The sequence below is a fragment of the Bradyrhizobium niftali genome, assembly GCF_004571025.1.
Lineage (GTDB): Bacteria > Pseudomonadota > Alphaproteobacteria > Rhizobiales > Xanthobacteraceae > Bradyrhizobium > Bradyrhizobium niftali.
The window spans coordinates 411691-435375 of sequence record NZ_SPQT01000002.1 but is presented as its reverse complement, the minus strand read 5'-3'; the positions used below and the strand labels follow the sequence as shown (position 1 = coordinate 435375).

The following is a 23685-nucleotide window of genomic DNA, read 5'->3' as shown; positions in this document are numbered from 1 at the left end:
ACTGCGGAAGGCGCGCTGCAGTCACGCATATATGTGGTCGAGCGCACTGGCTCAGGATGTGACTTCCGGTTGTCCTTTTGAGACGCCGTGGCTCGCCCGGATGCGCGCCGGAGGTGTTCCGAAACCGCGCGGTGCAACGAGTAAGGCCGTTTTGATTCCGATCGGGCCGGTCTCAAGCAAAAATCAAGCGCATCTCAAGGACAAATCGTCTCACCTGCCCAATCTCTGAGCATGCTCTCGGCGACAAATGTTGGAGCCGGCGTCGCGACAGTCCGCTTGCGGAGCGCGATACCGAGCGCAGTCACCAGACGTACAGCTAGGATCCTGGTCTGCGGCCGGAATTGACGGCGCAGCTTCGACAGGTGTTCGGATGAAAAGACGAGAGTTCATCTTGTTGATTGGCGGAGGACTGGCCTGGCCTGCGATCGCACGGGCGCAGGACGGAGCCAAGCTGCATCGTATCTTCTGGGTCTCGACCGCCTCCGAACCGGATCCCTTCCTGGACGGCTTTCGCGAGGGAATGCGCGCGCTGGGATACGTCGAGGGCAAGACCGTAACCTTCGAGACGCACTATGCCCCTGGAAATCCGCAGGCACTGCGCAAGATTGTCTCCGAGTTGCAACAGAGGGATATCGACCTTGTGGTCTCGAGCGGTCCGGCGACACGCGTCATGACCGCGGTCACCGACATCCCCGTGCTGTTTGCATTGAGCGGTGACCCCGTCGCTTTGGGTGTGGTGAAGAGCCTTGCTCACCCCGGCACCAATTTCACCGGCAGCACATTCCTGTCGCTCGAGCTGGCGGGAAAGCGCGTTGAGCTGCTCAAGGACATTTATCCAAAGCTGCGAAAACTGGCGGTCTTCTCGAACACGGATCATCCGGGAGAGCCACTGGAATGGCGTGCGACTTTGGAGTCGTGCCGGAATCTCGGCATTGAGGCAGCCTACGTTCCGTTCTGTGGCGCTCGCGAAATCGAGAATGGGTTGACGGCCGCCGGCAAAGTGGACGCGGATGCTCTCCTCGTGTTTCCCGATGCCGTGACGCTGGTGCATCGTGCAAAGATTGCGGAGCTTGCAATCGCGCACCGGCTGCCTTCGATGTTTGGCTGGTCTGAATATTGTGACGCTGGAGGTCTCTTGAGTTACGGCGCAAACCAGCGCACGACCTATTTTCGGCTTGCCACTTATGCCGATCGCATCCTGCGCGGGGAAAATCCGTCAGATCTTCCGGTGATGCGCCCCGAGAAGTTTGAACTGGCAGTCAATCTGAAGACAGCCAGGCTTCTGGGTATCGACCTGGATGTGTCGTCGATCCTGTTTCGCGCCAGCAAGGTGATCTCCTGAGAGCAGTTATGACGGACGGTGCTGCGCAGTCCTCTTCGTGTACGACGCCCCCGCGTCGCTCGCTGTTCTGCAAGTACTTCGCGACGTTGTTTGTCGCTGCGGTCGTGCCTCTGATACTCGGCGCGGCCGTCGAGGCGTCTTTCGGTTACCGAGACCAGCGCCGCCAGATCAGCGCTGTGCTGCAGGCCGATGCTCGCGCGGCGTCCGACCGGATCGAGGCATTCACCGACGGCATCCGGGATCAGCTGGGTTGGATGGTGCAGCTTCCCTGGTCTGCCGGAGACGATGCGCAACATAAGACCGACGCCTTGCGCCTCCTCCAGCAGGTGCCCGCAATCGTTTCGGTTTCGCTTCTGGATGAGACAGGCACTGAACGGGTCTTTGTTTCCAGGCTGCTTCTGAACAGGACCGGGCGCGGCATTGATATGTCCACGGATCCCGCTGTTCTGGGCGCACGCGCCAACAAGGTCTGGTACGGAGCGGTTCAGTACAAGCGAGATTCAGAGCCCTACATGAGGATCGCGGTTGCCGGGAGCCTGCCGGCCGCGGGGGTTGCGATCGCCGAAGTCAATCTGAAGCTGATCTGGGATGTCATCGCTGCCATTAGAATTGGCGAGACCGGCTACGCCATTGTTGTCGATGACTCCGGTCATCTGATCGCCCATCCCGACATCAGTCTGGTTCTGCGCGGCCGCGCCAGCTCGGGCAGTTTCAGCCGGATCAAGCATCTCGTTGGCGCGGCGAGCGGAGCGGCGGTGATAAATGGGGACCAAGGCAAGCCGGTGGTGGCGCTATCCGTTCAAGCCGCCGATGTGGGATGGACGGTGATCGCGATGCAGCCGGTCTCGGAAGCCTTTGCATCCATTCGCGCGGCGTTGTGGCGCTCGTCAATTCTGATTGCCTTTGGTGTTCTTATCGCGCTGGCGCTCGCCTATTGGCGCGCGCACAGAATGTCCGGCCCGATCAAGCAACTGGAAGAGGGCGTGGAGCGGATCAGAACCGGACAATTCGAGCATCGCATCAAAATCTTCAGCGGTGACGAGTTGCAGCAACTGGCGTTGCGCTTCAATGAAATGGCTTCTGAACTGGCGATCTCGCAGCAGAAATCTGCGCGGATCGAACGGCTGAAGCAGTTCCTGCCATCACAGGTCGCCGAATTGGTCGAGCATTCTCATGAACTGCTCGAAGGGCAGCGACGTGAAGTCGCTGTCATTTTCGGCGACTTGCGCGGCTTCACGGCGTTCTCCACGCGCAATGAACCTGATGTCATCATGGCCGTCATGCGCGAGTACTACGAGGCCGTTGGCGCCGTGACGACTCGTCACGAGGCAACGCTCATCGGCTTTGATGGCGACGGAGTCATGCTCCTCGTCAATGCCCCGGTCGCGTGCGAACAGCCGGCAACTCAAGCGGTCCGCCTCGCGATCGACCTGCAAATGACCGTGCAGTCCCTTGCCGGCAGATGGTACGATTCCGGCCACGCGATCGGCTTTGGTGTGGGCGTTGCGATGGGAGCGGCCACGGTAGGAACGGTTGGTTATAACGGTCGGCTGGACTACACGGCGATGGGAGCCGTGGTGAATTTGGCATCGCGGCTCTGCAATCTCGCGAAGGACGCGCAGATCCTGGCTGATCCCACTATCGCTGGACGGGTAAGGGACAGCGTTCCGTTGGCATCGCTCGGGCAGCGGAACATCAAAGGCTACGACCAGGCCCTCGAAGTCTTTGCTGTCGCACCTGCTGACCTGCCGTCGAAACCGCCGGGCTCGGGACAACGCCGGCGAGAGAAAGAGCCTCAGGACCACTGATACCCCGGCGTCCGGACGGCTAGCGCGTCGCCAGCACCACGGCTGCGAGCGTGAAGATCAGCGCGGCCATCTGTCCCGGCCCAAGCGGCTCGCCCAGCGCGAGCGCGGAGGCGACCACGCCGATGACAGGTACGGCCATGGTGCCGATCGCAGCGACCGAGGCCGGCAGGCGCGCTAACGCTGCGAACCAGCTGACATAGGCAATGCAGAACTGCACCACGGTGGAATAGACCAGCAGCCACCAGCCGACCGGCGTCACCAGCGAAAGGTGCGTGGTCTCGACCAAGAGGCCGATGATAGAGATCGGCAGGCAGCCGATCCCGATCTGCCAGGCCGCGGCCGTGATCGGCGGCAGGTGGATGGGGTACTTCTTCGAGAACACCGTGCCGACGGCAAAGCCGAGCGCGCCGCCGAGCGCCATGATGATGCCCGGCAGCTTCTCCACGCTCGCGGCAAAGCCATTGCCGCCCATGATCGAGGCGAGGCCCACGAAGGCCATCACCAGCCCCAGCGTGCGCAGCACGGTCGGCCGCTCGCCCAGCACCGGCCAGGCGATGATCGAGGCCCAGACCGGCATGGTGTAGGCGATCAGCGCCGCCTCGCTGGCCGGCAGCCAGAGCAGCGCCAGGCCCATCAGCACCATCCAGCCGGTGACGTTGAGGACGGCGGCGGTCAGTAAGCGCGGCCAGATCCCCGGCCCCACCTTGAGGCTCTGCCGGCGGATCAGCGCGAGGGCGGCGAGCAGCACCGCGCCCAGCACGCCGGTCACCCCGCGCAGCGTCAGCGGCGGCAGCTCGGCGAGCAGGCACTTGGTCACCGGCCAGTTGAAGCCCCAGCCTACCGAGGTGATGGCAAGGAACATCAGGCCGGCCGGGGCGATGCGCGGTCGCAAGCCCGGTCGCGTCGAATCAAGCATGTGGGGTACCCGGCGGAAACGGGGTCAGCTTGGCGCGGATTCGCTGGCCCCACCACCACCCCGGCGGGCATGCCTGCCCTCACCTTCCGTAAGGCTACGTGAGTCCTGCTGGCGCAACCCCGTTGCCCAAAAATATACCTGCCCTGTGAAGAGCGGGGTGAAGGGGCGCCATCACCACAAGATGAAAATTTTTTCAGTTGGGAATCCCTGAGGACTCACTGATACTTGCCTCCAGAACAGGCGCGGGCTTGCCCCCTGTTATCCCCCGCAGTCCACCATATTTAGTATTTGATTCAGGAACTCGCACTAGTTCTTGACGGGCGCTTTGGAGAGTCCTAGCTTTCGGACCGTTCGGCGCGAGTGAGTTTGCGTCCCGCCGGCACTCCCCCAAAGGGTCCGCAAAACTGCACTCCGCCAGGCCAGACGAAGGCAGCGGGAGAAGGGCTTGTCTGCCCGCGGGTAGTGGACTTTTCGGGCGCCAGAACGGGCCGGCAACAGGCTCGGATGGCATCGGTTGAAGAAGTGGCGTTGTGGGGCGTTGAACGCATGTCGCGCGCATCCCGTTGGGGCGGATGAGTGTGGACATGCCGGCGGGTGATCGATGCACGCATCGAGCAATCGCGCCGGGAGAAACTGGGCCGGATCCACCGGCTGAACTGCGAAGCCTTAAGGCCAGACGGCCCGGGAGGAATCGCGAATTGAAATGTCGACCGGGCGCCTGAACGGAGGCGGTTCGGTCAAAGATAAGGACGGGGCAAGACCATGCGGATTGAGCGGCGCCACACCACCACGGGACAGTCACCTTACGCCGGGATCGATTTCCGGCTGACCACGTCGGAGATTCGCAATCCCGACGGCTCGGTCGTGTTCAAGCTTGAGAATGTCGAGGTGCCGACCGAGTGGTCGCAGGTCGCCTCGGACGTCCTCGCCCAGAAATACTTCCGCAAGGCCGGCGTTGCCGCGCGCCTGAAGAAGGTCGAGGAGGAATCCGTCCCCTCCTTCCTGTGGCGCTCCGTGCCCGACACCGAAGCTCTCGCCGCCCTGCCTGAGAAAGAGCGCTATGTCAGCGAGCTCTCCGCCAAGCAGGTGTTCGACCGCCTCGCCGGCTGCTGGACCTATTGGGGCTGGAAGGGCGGCTACTTCACGTCGGACGAAGACGCCCAGACCTTCTATGACGAGCTTCGCTACATGCTCGCCATGCAGATGGTCGCGCCGAACTCGCCGCAATGGTTCAACACCGGCCTGCACTGGGCCTATGGCATCGACGGTCCCGGCCAGGGCCACTATTACGTCGACCCCTTCACCGGCAAGCTGACCAAGTCCAAGTCGGCCTACGAGCATCCGCAGCCGCATGCCTGCTTCATCCAGGGCGTCGGTGACGACCTCGTCAACGAGGGCGGCATCATGGACCTCTGGGTCCGCGAGGCGCGCCTGTTCAAATACGGCTCCGGCACCGGCTCCAACTTCTCGCGCCTGCGCGGCGAAGGCGAAAAGCTCTCCGGCGGCGGCCGCTCGTCCGGCCTGATGAGCTTCCTCAAGATCGGCGACCGCGCCGCCGGCGCGATCAAGTCGGGCGGCACGACGCGCCGCGCGGCCAAGATGGTCGTCGTCGACGTCGATCACCCCGACATCGAGACCTATATCGACTGGAAGGTGAAGGAGGAGCAGAAGGTCGCAGCCCTCGTCACCGGCTCCAAGATCAACCAGAAGCACCTCAAGGCCGTGCTCAAGGCCTGCGTCAACTGCGAAGGCTCGGGCGACGACTGCTTCGATCCCGAGAAGAACCCGGCGCTCCGCCGCGAGATCAAGCTCGCGCGCCGCAGCCTCGTGCCTGACAACTACATCAAGCGCGTCATCCAGTTTGCCAAACAAGGCTACAAGGACATCCAGTTCGACGTCTACGACACCGACTGGGATTCGGAAGCCTATCTCACGGTATCGGGCCAGAACTCCAACAACTCGGTTTCGCTCAGGGACGACTTCCTGCGCGCGGTCGAGACCGACGGCGACTGGAACCTGAACGCCCGCACCTCCAAGAAGGTGACGAAGACGCTGAAGGCGCGCGACCTCTGGGAGAAAATCGGCTACGCCGCCTGGGCGTCGGCCGACCCGGGCCTGCACTTCAACACCACCATGAACGACTGGCACACCTGCAAGGCGTCCGGCGACATCCGCGCGTCCAATCCGTGCTCGGAATACATGTTCCTGGACGACACGGCGTGCAACCTCGCCTCGGCGAACCTGCTGACGTTCTATAACGTCAGCACCAAGCACTTCGACGTCGAGGGCTACGAGCATCTCTGCCGGCTCTGGACCATCGTGCTCGAAATCTCGGTGATGATGGCGCAGTTCCCGTCCAAGGCGATCGCCGAGCTCTCCTACGAGTTCCGCACGCTTGGCCTCGGCTACGCCAACATCGGCGGCCTCCTGATGACCATGGGCCTGCCCTATGACTCCAAGGAAGGCCGTGCGATCGCCGGTGCGCTGACCGCGATCATGACCGGCATCACCTACAAGACGTCGGCGGAGATGGCGGCCGAGCTCGGCACCTTCCCCGGCTACAAGAAGAACGCCGCGCACATGCTGCGCGTGATCCGCAACCACCGCCGCGCCGCCCACGGCCAGTCCAACGGCTACGAGGCGCTCAGCGTCAACCCGGTGCCGATGGACCTCGTCTCCTGCCCGCAGGCTGATCTCGTCAGCCACGCGCAGGCGGCCTGGGATGCGGCGCTCGAGCTCGGCGAGAAGCACGGCTATCGCAACGCCCAGACCACGGTCATCGCGCCCACCGGCACGATCGGCCTGGTCATGGATTGCGACACCACCGGCATCGAGCCCGACTTCGCGCTGGTGAAGTTCAAGAAGCTCGCCGGCGGCGGCTACTTCAAGATCATCAACCGCGCGGTTCCCGCGGCGCTGCGCGCGCTCGGCTATCGCGAGAGCGAGATCGCGGAGATCGAGGCCTATGCCGTCGGCCACGGCTCCCTCTCCAACGCCCCCGGCATCAACGCCTCGACGCTGAAGGCCAAGGGCTTTACCGATGAGGCCATCGCCAAGGTCGAGAAGGCCCTGCCGACCGCCTTCGACATCAAGTTCGCCTTCAACAAGTGGACCTTTGGCGAGGATTTCATCCGCGACCAGCTCGGCATCGGCGCCGAGGCGATCGCGGCCCCCGGCTTCGACCTGCTCCAGGCCGTGGGCTTCACCAAGCGCGAGATCGAGGCGGCCAACGTCCACATCTGCGGCGCGATGACGGTGGAAGGTGCCCCGCACCTCAAGGCCGAGCACTATCCGGTGTTCGACTGCGCCAACCCCTGCGGCAAGATCGGCAAGCGCTATCTGTCGGTCGAGAGCCACATCCGCATGATGGCGGCGGCGCAGCCCTTCATCTCCGGCGCGATCTCCAAGACCATCAACATGCCGAACGACGCCACGGTGGAGGACTGCAAGTCCGCCTACATGCTGTCGTGGAAGCTCGCTCTGAAGGCCAACGCGCTCTATCGCGACGGCTCCAAGCTCAGCCAGCCGCTCAACTCGCAGCTCATCAGCGATGATGAGGACGAGGACGATGCGGTGGAGAGCCTCTACGAGAAGCCGATGGCCGCGCGTGCCACGCAGGTCTCGGAAAAGATCGTCGAGAAGCTGGTCGAGCGCATCATCGTGATGCGCGAGCGCGAGAAGATGCCGGACCGCCGCAAGGGCTACACCCAGAAGGCGGTCGTCGGCGGGCATAAGGTCTATCTCCGTACCGGCGAGTATGACGACGGCCGTCTGGGCGAGATCTTCATCGACATGCACAAGGAAGGCGCAGCGCTCCGCTCCTTCATCAACAACTTCGCCATCGCCGTGTCGCTGGGCCTCCAGTACGGCGTGCCGCTCGACGAATATGTCGACGCCTTCACCTTCACCCGCTTCGAGCCGGCGGGCCCCGTGCAGGGCAACGACAGCATCAAGTACGCGACCTCGATCCTCGACTACGTCTTCCGCGAGCTGGCGGTGAGCTACATGTCGCGCTTCGACCTCGCCCATGTCGATCCGACCGAGTCGAACTTCGACGCGCTCGGCAAGGGCGTCGAGGAAGGCAAGGAGCCGGACGACGCGGGCCACCACGCCTCCAAGCTGGTGTCGCGCGGCCTCACCCGCTCCCGCACCGACAACCTCGTCGTGATGCGCGGCGGCTCGACCGCGGTCGCGCAAGGCAACGACAGCGCCCCGACCGGCGGCAGCAAGGTCACGGCACTCGCCTCCCACAGCGCGAGCGCACGGGTCGGCGATGTCCTGGAAGGTGCGGTCGCGCTGAAGCAGGAAGCCCAGCACGACCTCTCGCCGACGGAGAAGCTCGAAGCCCTCCAGTGGAGCAAGGCCGGTACCGCGCAGACCCTGGTGCCTTCCAAGGCCGAGCGCCGCGCGGAAGCCAAGGCCAAGGGCTACGAGGGCGAGATGTGCTCGGAGTGCGGCAACTTCACGCTGGTGCGGAATGGGACGTGTATGAAGTGCGACACTTGCGGAAGCACGACGGGGTGTAGTTAAGCCCATTGGCTGCACCAACCGACCCGACCGAATTGCTGAGGCCGCTCCTGTTCGAGCGGCCTCTCGCATTGTGCGACGAGAGCAAGGCTGAACAGCTTGTCACGGGAGGAACACTGAAGTTACGGTGACAGTGCACTAAATCATTCGCTCCGTCTTGCCGGTCTGCGGCTTCGTAATCGTAGGTTGGTTCTAGCTTCGTTGCTCATCAACACCCCGCCGCCGAAATTGCCTTTCCCGTCGAGCCCTTCCCTCCTAAACTCCCGACACCACCGGCATGAGTTCCGACGGGCCCGGTAGAAGCGGAGTCAATTTATGCCCAAACCGGAAAGCTTCCCGATCGAGAAGATCTTCGTTCCCACGAAGCAGAAGAAAGCCATCAAGCCCGAGATCGTCGGGGAGATCGCGGAAAGTATTCTGGACATCGGACAACAGGCCCCCATATCCGTTCGGCTCGACGGAGACCGCCTCGTCCTGGTCGAGGGACTGCACCGGCTCGAAGCCTGCAAGGCGCTCGGCGAGACGACCATTCTCGGTGTCCTGGTCCCGGTCGAGCTTGCTCAACCTAAGCCGCTGCTGTCCGAGCGGCCCGAGGTCGAGGCAGAGCGCATCAAGATGGCGCGATTGAAACAGTTGCGCCTCGAGAAGGAAGCCGCAGAGGCATCGATTGCTGCCTTGAAGAGCGTCAGCGCAACGGAATCGCCGCGCACCCGTCCGACGAAAGCCGTCCGCGACAATCCGAAGGCATCACCGGGCCGGACTGCGAAATCAACACCGAAAACATTGTCGGACTGGATCACGCAGCAAAAGGGCAGCGGCGGCCGCTATTGACGGCCGGGTTTGCAGCGAGATTGAACCAAACGCCCCATCATAAATCGATCAGTTCGTCGTCGTCGTCCTGCGGGAGCGATAGCCGCAAGCCGCGGCTATCTCTCCTTGCATGACCGCGTTCGTCTTACGCCGCCTTCGCCTGCTCCGGCGATGCCGTCTCCATCGCGCGCATGTAGAGGTCGAGCAGGCTTTCGCGCTCGTCGCGCTCGTTCTTGTCTTCCTTGCGCAGCTTGATGATCTCCTTGAGGATCTTCACGTCGAAGCCTTCGCCCTTGGCTTCCGCGAAGACTTCCTTCTTCTGTTCGCTCAACTCCTGCATTTCGCTGTCGAGGTTCTCGATCCGCTCGACGAAGGAACGGATTTTGCCGCCGGGAATGGTGATGTCGGACATGGTGCCTCTTTGCTGACTAAGGTTGCGAAAATGACCGCAAAGAAATAACCAATGTGTTAACCTCGCCCAACCCTGTGGATATGCCGAGGGAGGCCGCTTCATGCCCGAGCTTCGCTTCGCTCTGCCCATCCTACGCGTCGTGGCTCAGACCGTCGCTTCCGACTCCGACGCCGACGTCTTCCCGCTCTCCTCGTTCGCGCGAGCGGCCCGGCTGCCGGCCATGAAGACGTCGTGCACGAGACCGAGCTTCCCCAATCCCAAAATGATCAGGCCGTTGATGTCGATCTCGTACCAGGCGTGCGACAGATAGGCGTCGCGCGGGAAGCGGTGGTGGTTGTTGTGCAGGCCCTCGCCGAAGGTGAGGAACGTGATTACGGTGACAGTGCACTTAACTGGCCTACCAATTTAGATTGAATGCACTGTCACCGCCACCAGGCCCGGCTCAACCGGTTACTCGGTGGCCGCTGCGCCAAGACCGGCTAGTAGCAAGGGGGGTAAGGTTCGTAGCCGCAGCGGCGATAGCCTCCGTAGGCTCCGTAAGCTCCGTAAGCAGCAGCACCGACCGCAGCAGCTCCGACGCCCACGGCAACTCCACGGCGCACGGCTGCACCACGATAGACGCCACCGCGATAGACACCGCCGTGATGAACACCAACGCGACCAACCCCAACGCCACCGCCTCTTCGATACGCGAAGGCGTCAGTCGAAACAGTCACGATGCAGGCGATGCCAATGATGGCGGATGCGGTGAGTGAAACGATGGTTCGGCGCGACATGACCACTCTCCTTCCTGGACTGGAACGGTTCGTCAGCGTAATTCCCCAATAAGCGGGTCTGTTGATTTAGAACAATGCGGGCCCCGCGACCTCGCTGCCGAGTTCATGACGGGACAGTGAAGCTGTCACGCTTACCGCATAGGCATCAGCGGGAGCCACACACCGATTTCGGCTATGTACCTGACGCGCGCGACGCAAGCGCTCAATCCATCCTACCCGCTCCCCACAAGACCCATGCCAAGAAAAAGCAACAGCCTCCTCCCTCGCCTTCGCGGCCTCCGGCGAAGTGCCCGTTGGGTGCGAAAGACGTTCGCGCGAGCGCCGCGCATGGTTCGGATCGCGGGCGGTGTGGCGATGCTGCTTGCGGCCATCGCGCTTCTGAACATCGCCTATCACGTCATCCGCAAGCCAACCGAACTCTTCGCCGTCGTCGGCAATTCCCTCGACAAGGAGCCGGCCGAGACCTGGCGCCAATACGGGCCGCTGTTCCGCACCTACTCCACCGCGACGATCACGCCCGAGTTGCTGGCCGCGCTGGCGCAGGTGGAGAGTTCGGGCAATCCGGTGGCACGCACCTACTGGCGCTGGCGGTGGAGCCTCAATCCCCTGGCGATCTACCGGCCCGCCTCCAGCGCCGTCGGCCTCTTCCAGATGACCGACCCGGCCTTCATTGAAGCCGCACGGTTCTGTGTCCGCGGCAATGCGGTCACGGAGACCGGATGCGGGTCTTCCTTCCTCTACATCCGCGCGATCCCGAGCCACGCCATCGAGCTGGCGTCGGTGTATCTGGACCGCCAGGTGGCCATGGTTCTCGGCCTCGCGGGCGATGTGAAGGCCAGCCGCGAGCAGAAGCAGGATCTGGCCGCCTTCATCCATCTCTGCGGCGCAGGTCCTGCCACGGCCTATGCGCGCCGCAAGTTTCAGATGATACCAGGGGAGCGCTGCGGCGATCATCTCGTCGCGGGCTATGTCGCCAGGGTCAACGCGATGAAGCGGCAGTTTCTGCGGCTGGCGGCGGATGACGACAATTGATCCGTAGGGTGGGTTAGCCCTGCAGATGCGCGAAGCGCGTCTGCTGGCGTAACCCACCTCTTTGGTTTCCGCGCAGGCAAAAGTGGTGGGTTACGCTTCGCGACCTGCGCTTCGCGCAGTCGCTACGCTAACCCACCCTACACACCGACCAATGCCGCATCCGCCAGTGGCCCTCACCACCAGTATGGCCACCGCCAGCCCTCATAGCGAACATATGACGGCACCAGCGGCGGGCCGAAGGGATCGACCCGGTCGTCTTCAGGGCGATAACGATAGCGTGGAACGACATTGTAATCCCACGGCGTTGGCCTGAGCACCGGCGCCGTGACGACAAGCCTCTCCTGTGGTGCACGGACGTGCGCCGTCCGCGGTCGGGCTTCAGCGCCTGAGATCCCGAGGTTGCACAGCACCAGCGCCGTTCCGAGAGCGCACGCGAGCGTCATTTTCTTCATGCGTTGGCCTCCTTGCGAAGAGAGTGCAAAAGGACTCAAGGCAAGGCAAGCTAATTCGGCGCATGACGGGTCGCCGGGGCCCAACCTATCCCACGTTCGACGTGCCGTTGGGTCCCGTCAGTGCATGGACTTCAGTCCCCTCCAGACTTCAGTACCCTTGCTTTGTGCCCGAGCCGGTGGTCGGCCTCGTGCTCGCGCCAGTCGTCTGACCTGGAGCGACGTTCGACGCGCCGGGGCTGGTGGTCTTCGGGGCCTTCGCGTGGTGCATCGCGTGATGCTTCTTATGTCCTGGAGCGTAGCTGGAAGCGCCCGGCTCGCCCTTCTTGGAGCCCATTTGCTGCATCTCCTGACCTGGCGCCTTGCTCGACGCACCCTGAGCAAACACGGCGGGTGCTGTCGCCATGACAACGGCAGCAGAGAGCGCAATGATCTTTGTTTTCATGTCGTCCTCCTGAATATGCCCTCCAATGCAACGAAATGAACCAACGCCCGTTCCCCTGAACGATCGTTCATAGTGACAACGGCCCTGCTCTTTCGCCGCCGCCGCGGGATGATGGGCCTTTCGAAGCGGATCATGCCGCGAGGCAAAACCGGATCACAACTGTTCGATCAGCATCGGTGAACCGAGCTCTTCGAAATGAAAGAGCTGAAAGACCCGCTGGCCGTTGAAGTCGAGCACTCTCAAATCATCGGTCTCGTGCAGATTGCTTTCGACCGCGTGAAAGTGCCCGCCGTAACGCTCCCTGGCGAGCGACAAGGGAACGTCGAACGCGACGAACTTGCCGATGCCCTTTTGCCTGAGCACCCCAAGAAGCTTTTGGTCGTTCAGGGACTGGTGCGAGGTGAGAATGAGCAGCGGGCCGCTCGCCGTGAGCAGCAGAAGCGATTTCATCGGATCCTCCTTTGCGCCCCGCCCTACCTGATCTTCGCCAGGCACTCCTTCAGGCGCTCCAGCTCCGTACGAACCTGCGCCTCCATGGCGTCTTGCAATGCGAGTATGCCCCTGCTCGACAATTCTGCTGAGGCCTTTTTGTCCAGATTCTGCTTCCAATCCCGGATCGCCTGCCTGGTCGCCCTTTGCGCCTCCGACGTCGTCTTGACGTACTCCTTCATGCAGGCGTCAGCCATTGAGCATGTCTGGCACTCCTGGGCGGCGGCCGGACTTGAAAGAAGCAGGGCGAGTATCGCGGTAGGAACCCTCATGGCGCTTCCTCCCACGACAGCATAGCACGTCGCAGGGATGCCCGGGGGAGCAGCGCCCGGCTGTTTCAGCAGCCGCAGCCCGCCATAATTTCTCCTTCGCACGCGCGTTGTGTTGGACAAATGTGAGGCCTATCCTTCCGACGATCGGACTGCCGCACTCCCATTAACGCCCGACTGGATGGAGCGCGCATCGGTGCCTGACGCGAACGAGCCCAAGCCTGATACCCAAAAGCCTGATTCCCAGAAGCCTGATGCCCACACGCCTGATGCCCACAAGCCGGGCGAGGTGCGCGCCGATGGCGGGCTGGCGCGGGCCTACGACCAGATCAAGAGCGCAGAGGAAGACCTGGCGCGGCTGGACCGGCTGGTTTCCGGAATGGAACGCGGCAGCGAAACCCCGCGGACCTCGCAAGCAAGCGCCGGTGCGGCGGCAGCCGAGCCTCCCAGGGACAAGGCGCCCGATAGCAAGGTTCGCGATCAAGGCCTGAGAGGAGATCGGACCATGCTGCGCGCTTTGGTTGGCCTCGTGCTGGCGATCGGCGTTCTCGGCGCCGCCTTCGCTTCGCAATATCGCGATGAGGCCAAGTCGATCAGCAAGTCGATCATGGCGCGATGGGCTCCGCCGGCCAGTCAGCCCACGCAAGCGTCCGCGGTCGAAAGTCCTGCGCAGCCGCCGGCACTGCACCTGGCTGCCGCGGATGGGCCAAGTCCGGTGCCCGCACCGCCGCCCAGCAAGGAAGCGCAAAGCGCTCCAACACCTGGTGCTTCAACACCTGGCGCTCCAAGTCCTGGCGCTCCAAGTCCTGGCGCTCCAAGTCCTGGCGTTCCAAGTCCTGGCGCCACACCGCCTGACCAGTCATCGTCCGATCTTGCGCAGTCGCTGAAGACCATCACGAACGAGCTTGCGAGCATCAGCGGAAAGCTCGAGCAACTGAAAAGCCGCAACGAGCAGTCGCTGCGCGAGCAGGCCGACACCATTCAACAGCTCAAGACGGCGCGGGAGAAGGATGCGGCGGACAATGCGCGCCTCGCCGCGCAGGTCCAGGCGCTGCAAACGCAACTGACGGCTTCGTCCGCGCCTGCATCCGCGAAACCCGTCGTGCGGAGCGTGACGAGCAACGAGACGGCGGCGCCTGCACGGCCGCACGTGCAAGCGGCCGCACCTCGGAGGCCAAGGCCGCCGCGAGGCCCCTGGATGCCGCCGCCCTATATGGGCGACCCCTACGGCGATCCGGATTGGTAAGCCGTTAGCGAGTGAGCGTAGCCCGGATGGAGCGGAGCGTAATCCGGGATCTTGCCCCAAGCTGCACCGGTCCCGGATTGCGCGCAGCCTGTCATCGGGCGGCGCTTTGCGCCGACCCGTTGGCTCCATCCGGGCTACAGGACTCCCGACGGCGCCGGGATTGGACTTTAAGCCCAGCTCGCAGGATGGGGGGAGCGCAAGCGCTCAACCCATCCTGCGAACGACGCTCTACATCAGCCTCACCGGGCCTCGCACACCGACACCTTGGCTGCGATCCCGGTCAGCTCGAGCTCTTCCGTCGCAAGCTCCTGATGGGGGGACTCGCCGACCGAGACGTCCTTCATTCGACGCTGGACCTCTTCGCAGGTCTTGCGGACGTCTTCCGTGAAGAGCGCGCATTCCTCGATGCGCCTGAAGATCTTCCGTCCCTCTTCACGATACCCCGCCGCCGTTTCGCGCATGAAGGCAATGGCATCGTGGACCTGGGCCGTCAGCGCCTCGCATTTTTGCGCGGCGTCGATCAACTCGGCGCCCATGGCCTCGATCTCTTTTGCAGCGGATTCATAGTCGCGAACGACCGCCTCCGCACTGAGCGCGCCGACGCGCGTGACCCCCTCGGTGTGCTCGACGTAATCAGGTAGTGCAATTGAAGCGATCGAGCTTCCCGTGCGAACCGATGCAATGTCCGCCTCGAGTTGGACCAGGTTCACACCTTCCCGTCTGCGCAATTGTTCAACACTTGCCATGATCGTCCCTCCCAATACATGACCCCGAACCCCAAACGGCGCCCAGTGTATTCCGTGGGTAAGCGGCGTCCTAACCCGATATGTCGTTGACAGCCTCAGCTCTGCCATTTTTTGCCAATTGCCGGCGCCGCACGCAGCGATGAGGGATGTCATCAGTGTTCAACCTCCCCTAGTTGCGGCGCGCGAAGCTGATAGGTTTCGCAAGAACCCGCCTCCTCCCGCAGCAAATGAGAGCAAGCCCATGACGACAGTGCACCGCATCGCCGCTTTCTCGGACGGCAACACCGGCGGCAATCCCGCCGGCGTCTGGATCGGCGACGCAATGCCGGATGCATCGCGGATGCAGGCGATCGCGGCGGAGGTCGGCTTCTCCGAGACGGCCTTTGCGGCGCCCGAAGGCGACGCCTGGCGCGTCCGGTACTTCTCGCCCGCGATGGAGGTGCCGTTCTGCGGCCACGCGACGATCGCCCTGGGCGCGGCCCTTGCGCACCGGCACGGCGACCGCAGCTTCGAGCTGCATCTGAACGATGCCGTCATCTCCGTGTCGGGCCGCCGCGACGGCAACACCATTGCGGCGGCGCTGCAATCACCGCCGACGCACAGCGCGCCGCTCGAGCCCAGGCTGCGGGATGCCCTGCTGGACCTGTTCGGCTATGCGTCCTCCGATCTCGACCCGAAAATTCCCCCTGCGAAAATTCACGGCGGCGCCGATCATGCCGTGCTTGCGCTGACATCGCGCGCGGCGCTCGCGCGCATGGCCTATGATTTCGAGCGGGGCCGCTCCCTCATGGAGAAGGCGGGGCTGGTCACCGTCGCGCTCGTGACCGTGGCGACGCCGCGACTGTTCGATGTCCGCAACGCCTTTGCCGCCGGCGGTGTCGTCGAGGATCCCGCGACCGGCGCGGCCGCCGCGGCATTTGCAGGATATCTGCGCGACATCGGCTGGCCGCATGGCGGCGCCATCGACATCGTCCAGGGCGAGGACATGGGCGCGCGGTCGCTGATCCGCGCGGAGATCGGCGCGACCAAAGGCAGCTCGATCCGGGTCTCGGGGACGGCGCGCTTCATGGATGCGTGAAGCGTGCGAGGCGGGCTACGACCCCCTTGGCCGTCGCACTCGCTCATCATGCCATAATACCCCTGTTTTGCCCGACGGGTCAAATTCGATTCGGTATTTCGGAACCCTTGAAATCCCTGGCGATTTCTACTGTGCATGGGGTGGTTTTCGACATTTCTGTTGGGCGCGCGCTCAATCGCCTCTCAGGCTCAGGATGTCGTTCGACAGCGCGTCGGCCTGCGGATAGGCTCAGCTCAACGCGCTCTGCACATCACCCTCTGGAAGGATCACCATGAACGGCAACCGCTTTTACGGCGTCCGCGTCGAGGGCGCGAAATACGGCGTCGGCTTCGGCTCGGCACTCGCCATCGCGATCTCCTACACCAACAACCATTCGATCCTGTGGGCGATCATCCACGGCATCCTGGGCTGGCTCTACGTGATCTTCGTCGCGCTGTTTCGGTGACATCGCACCGGCAGGCAACGGCCTGCCCGCGCAAGACCCAGCTTTCCCTTGCATTCCCCTGCTCTGCCCCTACGGTGCGCCGCGCAACGCCACCTGAGACGAGACCTGCCATGCCCGACGCCGTGAAATGCCCGAACTGCCAGTCGGAGCACGCCTATCAGGACCGCGATCTCTGGATCTGCCCGGAATGCGCCCATGAATGGAGCGCTGCGGCCGGCGCCGCTGCGGAAGTGCCGCAGGAGATGGGCGTGCGCGATGCCCATGGCAATGTGCTGACTGATGGCGACAGCGTCATCGTGATGAAGGACCTCAAGGTCAAGGGCTCCTCATCGGTCGTCAAGGGCGGCACCAAGGTCCGCAACATCCGCCTCCAGGACGCCACCGACGGCCACAACATCGCCTGCAAGATCGACGGCATCGGCGCGATGAATTTGAAGTCGGAGTTTGTGAAGAAGGCCTAGCGCTACGCGCCCATCAACGCGTCATATCCCGTCGCGCTGAACGCCAGCAGACAAAACCCGTGTCCGAACGGATCGGCCAGCATCGCGATCCGCCCATACGGCGCATCGCGCGCGGGCGCTTCGAGCACGGCGCCGGCGCGCAGCGCGCGCGCGACGGCGGCATCGACATCGTCGACGACGACGTCGACATGCAGCGGCGTCCAGTGCCGCTCGTAGCGGCGGCGGTCGCTGCCTGCACCCAACGTGCCGGCCTGCTTGGTCAGCAGATAAACCGGCGCCGGCCAACCCAGGAGCTCGACGAAATCGCTGCCGAAGCGACGGCCGACCGTCAGACCGAACGCGGCGGTGTAGAAGGTCGTGGCGGCGGCGACGTCGGGGACGTCGATGTTGAGGAGGAAGGTCATGGCGGGCTCGTCAAGTTGCGGGGTGCCCGGGAGCGTAGCCCGGATGGAGCGTCGCGCAATCCGGGATAGTGCCGCACATCCCGCCCCGGATTTCGCTTGCACTCCATCCAGGCGACGCAGATGCGTTCACCGCTGCCTTTGCGCCAGATAAAACCCGCACAGCACCGTCACGAGGCCCGCCGTCTGCAACATCGTCGGCGGCTCGCCGAGCAGCAGCCAGCCGGTGAGCAGCGTCAGTGCCGGCACGCAAGCGGGGAAGACTGCGGCGCGCGCGACGCCGAGGCGCTGGACGGAAACGGCAAAGAGATAGAGCGCGGCGGGACCTGCCAGCACGCCCTGCGCCAGCGCCTGGATCGCATTCTCGCTCACGCCGATCGCAGCGACGCGGGCGGGCCCGCCGGTCAGGAGATAGACCGGCAGCAACAGCAGCGACAGCACGTTGATGACGAGCGCGGCCGAGACGGCGGAGACGCGCCAGTGACGCAGCAGCGCGCCGAAGCCTGCGAACATCAATCCGGTCAGCACGAAGATCAGATCGCCCTGCACGCCGTCGGCGCCGAAATGGCCGATCGATTCGGCGCCAATCACGCCGAGGCCGCCGACGATGACGATGGCACCGGCAAGGCGCGAGGCGGAGATCTTCTCTTTGAGGAACATTGCGGCGAGCAGCAGGCCGCCGAGCGTCGCGGAGGACGGCTGGATCACGCTGCCGTGGCCGAGCGGCACGAACAGGAAGCCGGTGTAGGAGATCAGCGACATCACGGGGCCGCCAAGCACCATCAGCGCAAGGCCCCTGCCCCAGCCGATGCCGCAGAGATCGGAGATGCCGGCGCGGGCTACCAGCGGCAGGAACACGATGCCCGACCAGACGTAGCGATGCACCAGCAGATCGACCGGCGTGAAGCCGACCTTCAGCCCGTGCCGCGTGCCGGCAAAGCCGAGCGCCCAGAACAGCGCCGCCGACAGGCCGCAGACGACGCCGAGAAGCGCCGGCGCCGCATCGTTCTTCTGAATGAGAGCGTCAGCGCCGCTCGTCCGCTGATCCATCAGCAAGCCTTATGTCAGCGCGCTCATCCGCTCAACCCACGCGGTTGCAGGTCTGGCACGCGGCGGAGCGCGGAAGGCGATATCGATGTTCGAAAACATCCTGTGCATGGGCTGCGCGATGATGCGCCCGATTTGCCGCGACCCGACCATGTGATCCGTGTGATCGAGCGCGACCGCGGTGGCTCGGACTCGGTCATCCCGCAAGCCTTTCGCCCGCACAGACTTGCGCTATCATCCGGCCATGCTGAGCTTTGCGACCTGCAACGCCGCGCGCCTGCGCCGCTTCAACGCCGCGTTCGCCGAACGCTACGGCCGCTCGCCGTCAAGTTTGCGCGCGGTGCGCGAGCGGAGGCTCTCGTAGCCCGGCTATCAGAAAAACCCGGGGCTGAGATCGAGGCCATAGGTCAGGCTCAGCACGAACACGAACAACGCGGCGGCCGCGAACAGCGCAAGATGCCTGATGATGAACGCACGCGGCGAGGTGCTGGCAACAACGACTTTTTGCGCAACGGGCATAAACGGCCTCCAGTATGATTCCAGAATTGGCCGCTCAATATGCGGCGCGCGCATCAGGCGCCGCGATCTCCGAAACAAGTATTAAGGAGATCACATGCGTCTTGAACGGCCGTACACAACGAAGCCATCGCGCGATTCTTTTGTCGCGCCCGCTTCTCGATCCGCGCACGCACGATGAAATCGCGCGGGTTCCCGCAGGCAAAGAAAAACCGCGCTCCTGTCAGGAACGCGGTTCCAATGTGATGCTGAGAATTCCGAACCCGACGGTTGCGAATTCATGCAGGCGACAGCGGCACGACGCCTGCGCGCGGTGCCTGTCGCATGATGCTTAGCGGGCGCTGCCCGTGGTCACGGTCGCGGCCTTCACCTTGCGCGGCGACAGAACGCTGGCCTGAAGCGCCGTCACGCTGGCGGCGGGCGCTGCAGCCTGCTGCTCGACCTGCGCGGCACCGAGCACGCGAACCTGCAACGGGGAGACTGGGAAACCATAGGCCTCGTAGGCCGGCAGCTCGGAGGCGAAGGTGGCAGTCGAGCCCGCAAGAGTGAGGGCGGCGATCGCGATCGACAGAGTCTTCTTGTTCATTGGTGATGCTCCAGAAGGAAGTTTCGGAGCACATCTAAGCCTGATTTGCTGCATTGCGACATGCACTGTTGCATTGCAACAACGCATCCGGCGCATGGCGATATGTTTAATGCGTACAAGGCCTTGGCCGAATCGCCGCCGGCCGCGACATGACGCTTTTATAGGCGGCGCTCAGCCGCCGAGCACGTTGCCCCAGCCGTCGAAGACGTAGGCTTTCCAGGCCACGGTCCCATCGTCGCGCGCCTGGCTGGCACGCCGATAATCATCAGCCTGATCGGCGGTCCAGGTAATGATCCTGTCGGAGAGGAGATCGTGGAGGATGGCAGGCTCGGTGGGGTCGAAGGCGTCCATGGGACGAAGCGAGGAGTGGGTCATAGCCGCACCAACGCGCAAGCCGCTGCAAAGTTGCAGCGAGGCGTCGGGCAAAACACCGCATCCAGGGGGATGCGACGGATGCGCAGATCCCTCGCACAGATGCGCCGACCCGGCCCCGTCAGAGGCGCGATCATCACGGAACGCGGGCCGGAGGATAACTTACTTCAGCGCGGTCGCCAGCGATTGCAGCTTCGCAACGAGATTGGTGCCGAGCGCGTAGATGATCTCGATGATCGCAAGCGCGATCCCCGCTGCGATCAGGCCGTATTCGATCGCGGTGGCGCCGGATTCATCGGCGGCAAAGTCCGCCAACAGGCATTTCAATTTCACAACTCGTGTCCTTCCCAACGCTACCGGACGGTGCCGGTGCGAGAGAAATGCCAGACTGCAATCCAAGATTGAGTAAATGCAACCGGGCAAATTCGACGACAATGAACGCAGCATTTGCAGGGCTTTTTCCTTCTCCGAAGCCCGATGGAACCCGCGTTGCATCTTCGCAACACCTGCCTGAAAAGCCCGTTTTCGGCCATTTGCGCCATTGCGCCGCCACACCATCCTCCGAACAATCGACGCGCTGCGTGCCTTTCTGTGCAAGACTGTTCGACAAGACGTGTTCGAACAGAACCGTTTGGAGGCAGGGATCATGAACGATCGGCGGTCTCTTCTGGTGGCAGTCGCGTGCCCCTCGGCCGTCATGGCCGGCTGGCTGGCGCTTTCCTTGTCCGCCTATGCCCCTGCCCTCATCGAGAACAGCGGCGCCAATGCAGCCACCGTCTCGCGCGCGAAGGATCTCGGCCGCCTCGACCTCGCCGACGTTCCGCGCGCTGCGACCATCGAGGATGGCATCGCCCTGACTGCCGATATCGCGGCCGCGGTGGCTCAGGCCCCCGAGCCGGCAAGCGCTGAAGCAGCAGCGCCCGAGGTGCCCGCCCCCGTCATCAAGCTCGCCTCGGCCGATCCCGCGCTGATCTTGCCGAGCGAACCGCCTGCGCCGCAGATCCTGCCCGAGCCGGCGCCCGTCGTCGGCGAGGCCGCACCGGTGCAGGAGCCCGTCAAGCTCGCATCCGCCGATCCCACCGAGATCGTGACGACGGACGCGCTGTCGCCCGCGGCGATCGCGACCGGGCCGGCCGCAACCGAGAGCAAGGCATCACCGTCCGCCGACACCGTCGCGGTGCTCGACGAATGCTTCGTGATGGACGCCTGCATCGACCGCTATCTCTGGGCGCTCTACCAGCGCACGCCCAAGGAGGACTCGATCAAGGTCGAGGAGCGCCGCGCCGTCACCATCAAGCGCAGGGGCAAGATGGTCACGATGATGCGCAGCTTCACGAAACTGGTCGACGAGGATTTCGGCTGGAAGGATCCGAAGGCGGCCGAGCACGCCCGCATGTCGATGATGGATTACGTCATCGGCGGCATGGACAAGAGCTTCAAGCGGAAGCTGTTCCGCACGCTGCTCGCGGCGGAAGCCGCCGGCCTGTCGCCGGGCATCACCAGCGCGTTCCGCGACGACTATCGCCAGTCGATCGCGAGCGGCCTGAAGGCCGCCTCCGACCGCTCCTATCACGGCGGCAGCACGCGCGGCGGCTACGGTCACGGCATGGCCGCCGACATCGTCTCGACCGCCGGCAACAACCGCGCGCAGCGCTGGGTCTCAACCGAGATCCTGTGGAAATGGGTCGATGCCAACGGCAAGGCGCTCGGCATCGGCAGGCCCTATCTCGGCCGCGATCCGCCGCATGTCGGCCCGATCGACGGCGCGGAATATGTCTCGAAGCGCGGCACGGCGGACCGCAGGGAAGCCGCCAACGCCAGGCCGAAGAAGACGCGGGCCGTGGCCAGCGCCAGGTCGCCAAAGGCACAGGCCGCGCGCGAGCAGAAGGGCAAGCCGCAGAAGTCGGCGCAATCGGCCGGCAAGCGCGCGACCTGAACCGTTACGGCTTCCGCGTCGGCAGCGGCACGAGGCGCATCTCAGCGGATCCCGCCTCCTGCGTACGCACCAGCACGGCAAAGACGGTCTCGACCGCGAGCCGCACCGCCGCCTCCATCGCCTTGCCCTTGGCCAGATGCGCCGCGATCAGGCCGGTGAGGAGATCGCCGGTTCCATAGGGGCGGATTGGCAGGCGCGGTGTCGCAAAGCGCGACAATTGCCCGTCGGCGCAGAGGATCGTCTCCACCTGCCCGTCAGGCATATCCGTGAGCGTGCAGCCGGTGGCGACGACGTCGATGCGGCCGGTCCCCGCCAGCGCCGCGCACGCCGCGCGCAAATCCTGCGCGTCCGCGATCGTGATGCCCGAGAGCAGCTCGAGCTCGAACTGGTTCGGCGTGGTCAGGTTCGCGGCCGGCAGCAGGCGGTGCCGCAGCACGTCCAGAATGCCGTCGGCGACATAGACGCGGCCGTCGTCCCCGATCACGGGATCGCAGAGATAGACGAGCCTCGAATTGCGGTTCAAGGCGCGCTCGACGAAATCGGCGACGACGGCGGCGTTGCCGGGCGAGCCGAGATAGCCGGTGACGAGCACCGCGGCCTCGTCGACGAGATCGCGTTCCTCCACGCCCCGCAGAAGATCGGCGACGAGCTCGGTCTCCAGCACCCGCCCGCGCAGGCTCGGATAGCGCGGATGGTTCGACAGCAGGGTCGTCGGCACTGCCGCGACGTTCACGCCCTCCGCCTGCATGGCATAGGCCGCCGCGCTGTTGCCGACATGGCCGTGGACCACCTGGCTTTGAATGGAGATGACGAGCATGCAGAGGTCCGTAAGGTCAATTGTTGCGCGACGCAAGCGTAGCTGGCGTAGCCCGGATGGAGCGAAGCGTAATCCGGGCTACGGGATTTCATACCCAAGCCCCGGCCGCAGCGCCTGCATCTTCCGCGCCAGCCGGCGGTGGCCGCTCTCCGCCGACCGCGCCAGGTAGCCGGCGACCGCGACATGGTCCGCATCGCTCTTGTGCTGGTTGAGCTTCGCCTGCCCCTCGATTTGGTCGACCACGAGATCGATGACGCGGATCGCAGCCAGCATGCTCTCGCGCTTGTCCGGCTCCATCTGCGCGAGGTCCCAGGGCTGCTTCGGCAGCCGCGCCTCGGCGACCGCAAGCAGCGCATCGCCGTGCCCGCGGTTCTCGTCGAGCCCACGCAGATGCGCCACACCCGACAGGTGCACCGCCTCGTAGAGCCAGGTCGAGACGTTGTCTTGCGAGGCGTACCAGTCGTTGGAGATGTAGGCATCGTCGCCGGCAACGATCAGCAGGAAGCGCCGGGTGCCGTCCGCAAGCGGCACGAGTGGATTCCTGGCCGTGAGATGGATCTGCACGATGGCTTGCCCGTCGCGCCGGTCCAGCAGGAACGGTACGTGCGAGGCGCGCGGGCCGCGCTCGTCCGCCGCCACGATCACGCCGAAGCCGCGTTGCCTTGCGAATTCCAGCGCATGCTGCTCCTCGATGCGGAACTGGGGACGGAGGACATGCATGGCGCGGCGCTCGATGGCTGGATGAGGATGGCGCGAGGC

General features: G+C 64.2%; 26 protein-coding genes. 11 read left to right on the top strand and 15 right to left on the bottom strand.

Features of this window, described 5'->3' with window-relative positions; genetic code table 11:
• Nucleotides 1-370 precede the first annotated feature (370 nt).
• On the top strand, nt 371-1342 hold the full coding sequence (locus E4K65_RS07335; RefSeq protein WP_135173549.1) for an ABC transporter substrate-binding protein: 972 nt from the start codon (nt 371-373) through the stop codon (nt 1340-1342).
• Nucleotides 1343-1350: 8 nt separating this feature from the next.
• Nucleotides 1351-3150: a cache domain-containing protein gene (locus E4K65_RS07330; RefSeq protein ID WP_135173548.1), complete on the top strand. Its 1800-nt coding sequence runs from the start codon at nt 1351-1353 to the stop codon at nt 3148-3150.
• A 19-nt stretch (nt 3151-3169) separates the two neighbouring features.
• Here E4K65_RS07330 and E4K65_RS07325 read toward each other — a convergent pair whose 3' ends face one another.
• Entirely contained in the window at nt 3170-4066 is an 897-nt protein-coding gene (locus E4K65_RS07325) for a DMT family transporter (RefSeq protein WP_135173547.1), read from the bottom strand.
• 762 nt (nt 4067-4828) lie between these two features.
• On the opposite strand from E4K65_RS07325, the gene E4K65_RS07315 reads away from it, so the two are divergent.
• Nucleotides 4829-8596 carry a vitamin B12-dependent ribonucleotide reductase gene (locus E4K65_RS07315; RefSeq protein ID WP_135173546.1) on the top strand — a complete coding sequence of 1256 codons (3768 nt, stop codon included), beginning with the start codon at nt 4829-4831 and terminating at the stop codon, nt 8594-8596.
• Between the two features lie 312 nt (nt 8597-8908).
• On the top strand, nt 8909-9424 hold the full coding sequence (locus E4K65_RS07310) for a ParB N-terminal domain-containing protein (protein ID WP_135173545.1): 516 nt from the start codon (nt 8909-8911) through the stop codon (nt 9422-9424).
• A gap of 124 nt (nt 9425-9548) precedes the next feature.
• Here the strand turns inward: E4K65_RS07310 and E4K65_RS07305 are convergent, their stop codons facing one another.
• On the bottom strand, nt 9549-9815 hold the full coding sequence (locus tag E4K65_RS07305; protein WP_025575662.1) for a DUF2312 domain-containing protein: 267 nt from the start codon (nt 9813-9815) through the stop codon (nt 9549-9551).
• A gap of 231 nt (nt 9816-10046) precedes the next feature.
• Here E4K65_RS07305 and E4K65_RS50000 point away from each other — a divergent pair, with 231 nt between their 5' ends.
• Together E4K65_RS50000 and E4K65_RS07290 are read left to right on the top strand one after the other, a co-directional pair.
• On the top strand, nt 10047-10229 hold the full coding sequence (locus E4K65_RS50000) for a hypothetical protein (protein ID WP_209312043.1): 183 nt from the start codon (nt 10047-10049) through the stop codon (nt 10227-10229).
• Between the two features lie 596 nt (nt 10230-10825).
• Nucleotides 10826-11623 (top strand): transglycosylase SLT domain-containing protein, encoded by a 798-nt coding sequence (locus E4K65_RS07290; RefSeq protein WP_135173543.1) that lies wholly within the window; start codon nt 10826-10828, stop codon nt 11621-11623.
• A 173-nt stretch (nt 11624-11796) separates the two neighbouring features.
• On the opposite strand, the gene E4K65_RS07285 is transcribed toward E4K65_RS07290, so the two are convergent.
• From E4K65_RS07285 to E4K65_RS07270, 4 genes are all read right to left on the bottom strand, one after another.
• Complete coding sequence (locus tag E4K65_RS07285; RefSeq protein WP_025575658.1) at nt 11797-12075, bottom strand: hypothetical protein; 279 nt, start codon at nt 12073-12075, stop codon at nt 11797-11799.
• Between the two features lie 148 nt (nt 12076-12223).
• Nucleotides 12224-12517: a hypothetical protein gene (locus E4K65_RS07280; RefSeq protein WP_135173542.1), complete on the bottom strand. Its 294-nt coding sequence runs from the start codon at nt 12515-12517 to the stop codon at nt 12224-12226.
• Between the two features lie 153 nt (nt 12518-12670).
• A complete protein-coding gene (locus E4K65_RS07275) occupies nt 12671-12967 on the bottom strand; it encodes a hypothetical protein (protein WP_025575655.1) in 297 nt (98 codons plus the stop codon).
• A 23-nt stretch (nt 12968-12990) separates the two neighbouring features.
• Nucleotides 12991-13188, bottom strand: a complete 198-nt coding sequence (locus E4K65_RS07270) for a hypothetical protein (RefSeq protein ID WP_235885521.1) — start codon at nt 13186-13188, stop codon at nt 12991-12993.
• Between the two features lie 268 nt (nt 13189-13456).
• Here E4K65_RS07270 and E4K65_RS07265 point away from each other — a divergent pair, with 268 nt between their 5' ends.
• On the top strand, nt 13457-14521 hold the full coding sequence (locus E4K65_RS07265; RefSeq protein WP_135173541.1) for a hypothetical protein: 1065 nt from the start codon (nt 13457-13459) through the stop codon (nt 14519-14521).
• A gap of 239 nt (nt 14522-14760) precedes the next feature.
• On the opposite strand, the gene E4K65_RS07260 is transcribed toward E4K65_RS07265, so the two are convergent.
• Nucleotides 14761-15282, bottom strand: coding sequence for a hypothetical protein (locus E4K65_RS07260; protein WP_235885519.1), 522 nt, complete (start codon nt 15280-15282; stop codon nt 14761-14763).
• 226 nt (nt 15283-15508) lie between these two features.
• Here E4K65_RS07260 and E4K65_RS07255 point away from each other — a divergent pair, with 226 nt between their 5' ends.
• The 3 genes from E4K65_RS07255 to E4K65_RS07250 all read left to right on the top strand — a co-directional run bounded on the left by E4K65_RS07255 (nt 15509) and on the right by E4K65_RS07250 (nt 17251).
• Nucleotides 15509-16345, top strand: coding sequence for a PhzF family phenazine biosynthesis protein (locus E4K65_RS07255; RefSeq protein ID WP_025575648.1), 837 nt, complete (start codon nt 15509-15511; stop codon nt 16343-16345).
• A 271-nt stretch (nt 16346-16616) separates the two neighbouring features.
• Nucleotides 16617-16790 (top strand): hypothetical protein, encoded by a 174-nt coding sequence (locus tag E4K65_RS47020; RefSeq protein ID WP_167770597.1) that lies wholly within the window; start codon nt 16617-16619, stop codon nt 16788-16790.
• Between the two features lie 110 nt (nt 16791-16900).
• Nucleotides 16901-17251, top strand: coding sequence for a zinc ribbon domain-containing protein YjdM (locus E4K65_RS07250; protein ID WP_167770596.1), 351 nt, complete (start codon nt 16901-16903; stop codon nt 17249-17251).
• Nucleotides 17252-17253: 2 nt separating this feature from the next.
• Here E4K65_RS07250 and E4K65_RS07245 read toward each other — a convergent pair whose 3' ends face one another.
• The 6 genes from E4K65_RS07245 to E4K65_RS07220 all read right to left on the bottom strand — a co-directional run bounded on the left by E4K65_RS07245 (nt 17254) and on the right by E4K65_RS07220 (nt 20500).
• Nucleotides 17254-17655 carry a VOC family protein gene (locus tag E4K65_RS07245; protein ID WP_135173539.1) on the bottom strand — a complete coding sequence of 134 codons (402 nt, stop codon included), beginning with the start codon at nt 17653-17655 and terminating at the stop codon, nt 17254-17256.
• 126 nt (nt 17656-17781) lie between these two features.
• On the bottom strand, nt 17782-18702 hold the full coding sequence (locus E4K65_RS07240) for a DMT family transporter (protein WP_135173538.1): 921 nt from the start codon (nt 18700-18702) through the stop codon (nt 17782-17784).
• A 369-nt stretch (nt 18703-19071) separates the two neighbouring features.
• A complete protein-coding gene (locus E4K65_RS47015) occupies nt 19072-19218 on the bottom strand; it encodes a hypothetical protein (protein ID WP_167770595.1) in 147 nt (48 codons plus the stop codon).
• A 328-nt stretch (nt 19219-19546) separates the two neighbouring features.
• Entirely contained in the window at nt 19547-19801 is a 255-nt protein-coding gene (locus E4K65_RS07230; protein ID WP_135173537.1) for a hypothetical protein, read from the bottom strand.
• A gap of 171 nt (nt 19802-19972) precedes the next feature.
• Nucleotides 19973-20152, bottom strand: coding sequence for a hypothetical protein (locus tag E4K65_RS07225; RefSeq protein WP_235885518.1), 180 nt, complete (start codon nt 20150-20152; stop codon nt 19973-19975).
• Nucleotides 20153-20335: 183 nt separating this feature from the next.
• Nucleotides 20336-20500, bottom strand: coding sequence for a Flp family type IVb pilin (locus E4K65_RS07220; protein ID WP_027542544.1), 165 nt, complete (start codon nt 20498-20500; stop codon nt 20336-20338).
• A gap of 319 nt (nt 20501-20819) precedes the next feature.
• On the opposite strand from E4K65_RS07220, the gene E4K65_RS07215 reads away from it, so the two are divergent.
• Nucleotides 20820-22109 (top strand): hypothetical protein, encoded by a 1290-nt coding sequence (locus E4K65_RS07215; RefSeq protein ID WP_135173536.1) that lies wholly within the window; start codon nt 20820-20822, stop codon nt 22107-22109.
• Between the two features lie 4 nt (nt 22110-22113).
• Here the strand turns inward: E4K65_RS07215 and pdxY are convergent, their stop codons facing one another.
• Nucleotides 22114-22926 carry a pyridoxal kinase gene (gene pdxY, locus E4K65_RS07210; protein WP_135173535.1) on the bottom strand — a complete coding sequence of 271 codons (813 nt, stop codon included), beginning with the start codon at nt 22924-22926 and terminating at the stop codon, nt 22114-22116.
• A 78-nt stretch (nt 22927-23004) separates the two neighbouring features.
• Nucleotides 23005-23646: an FMN-binding negative transcriptional regulator gene (locus E4K65_RS07205; RefSeq protein ID WP_135173534.1), complete on the bottom strand. Its 642-nt coding sequence runs from the start codon at nt 23644-23646 to the stop codon at nt 23005-23007.
• Between the last annotated feature and the right edge of the window lie 39 nt (nt 23647-23685).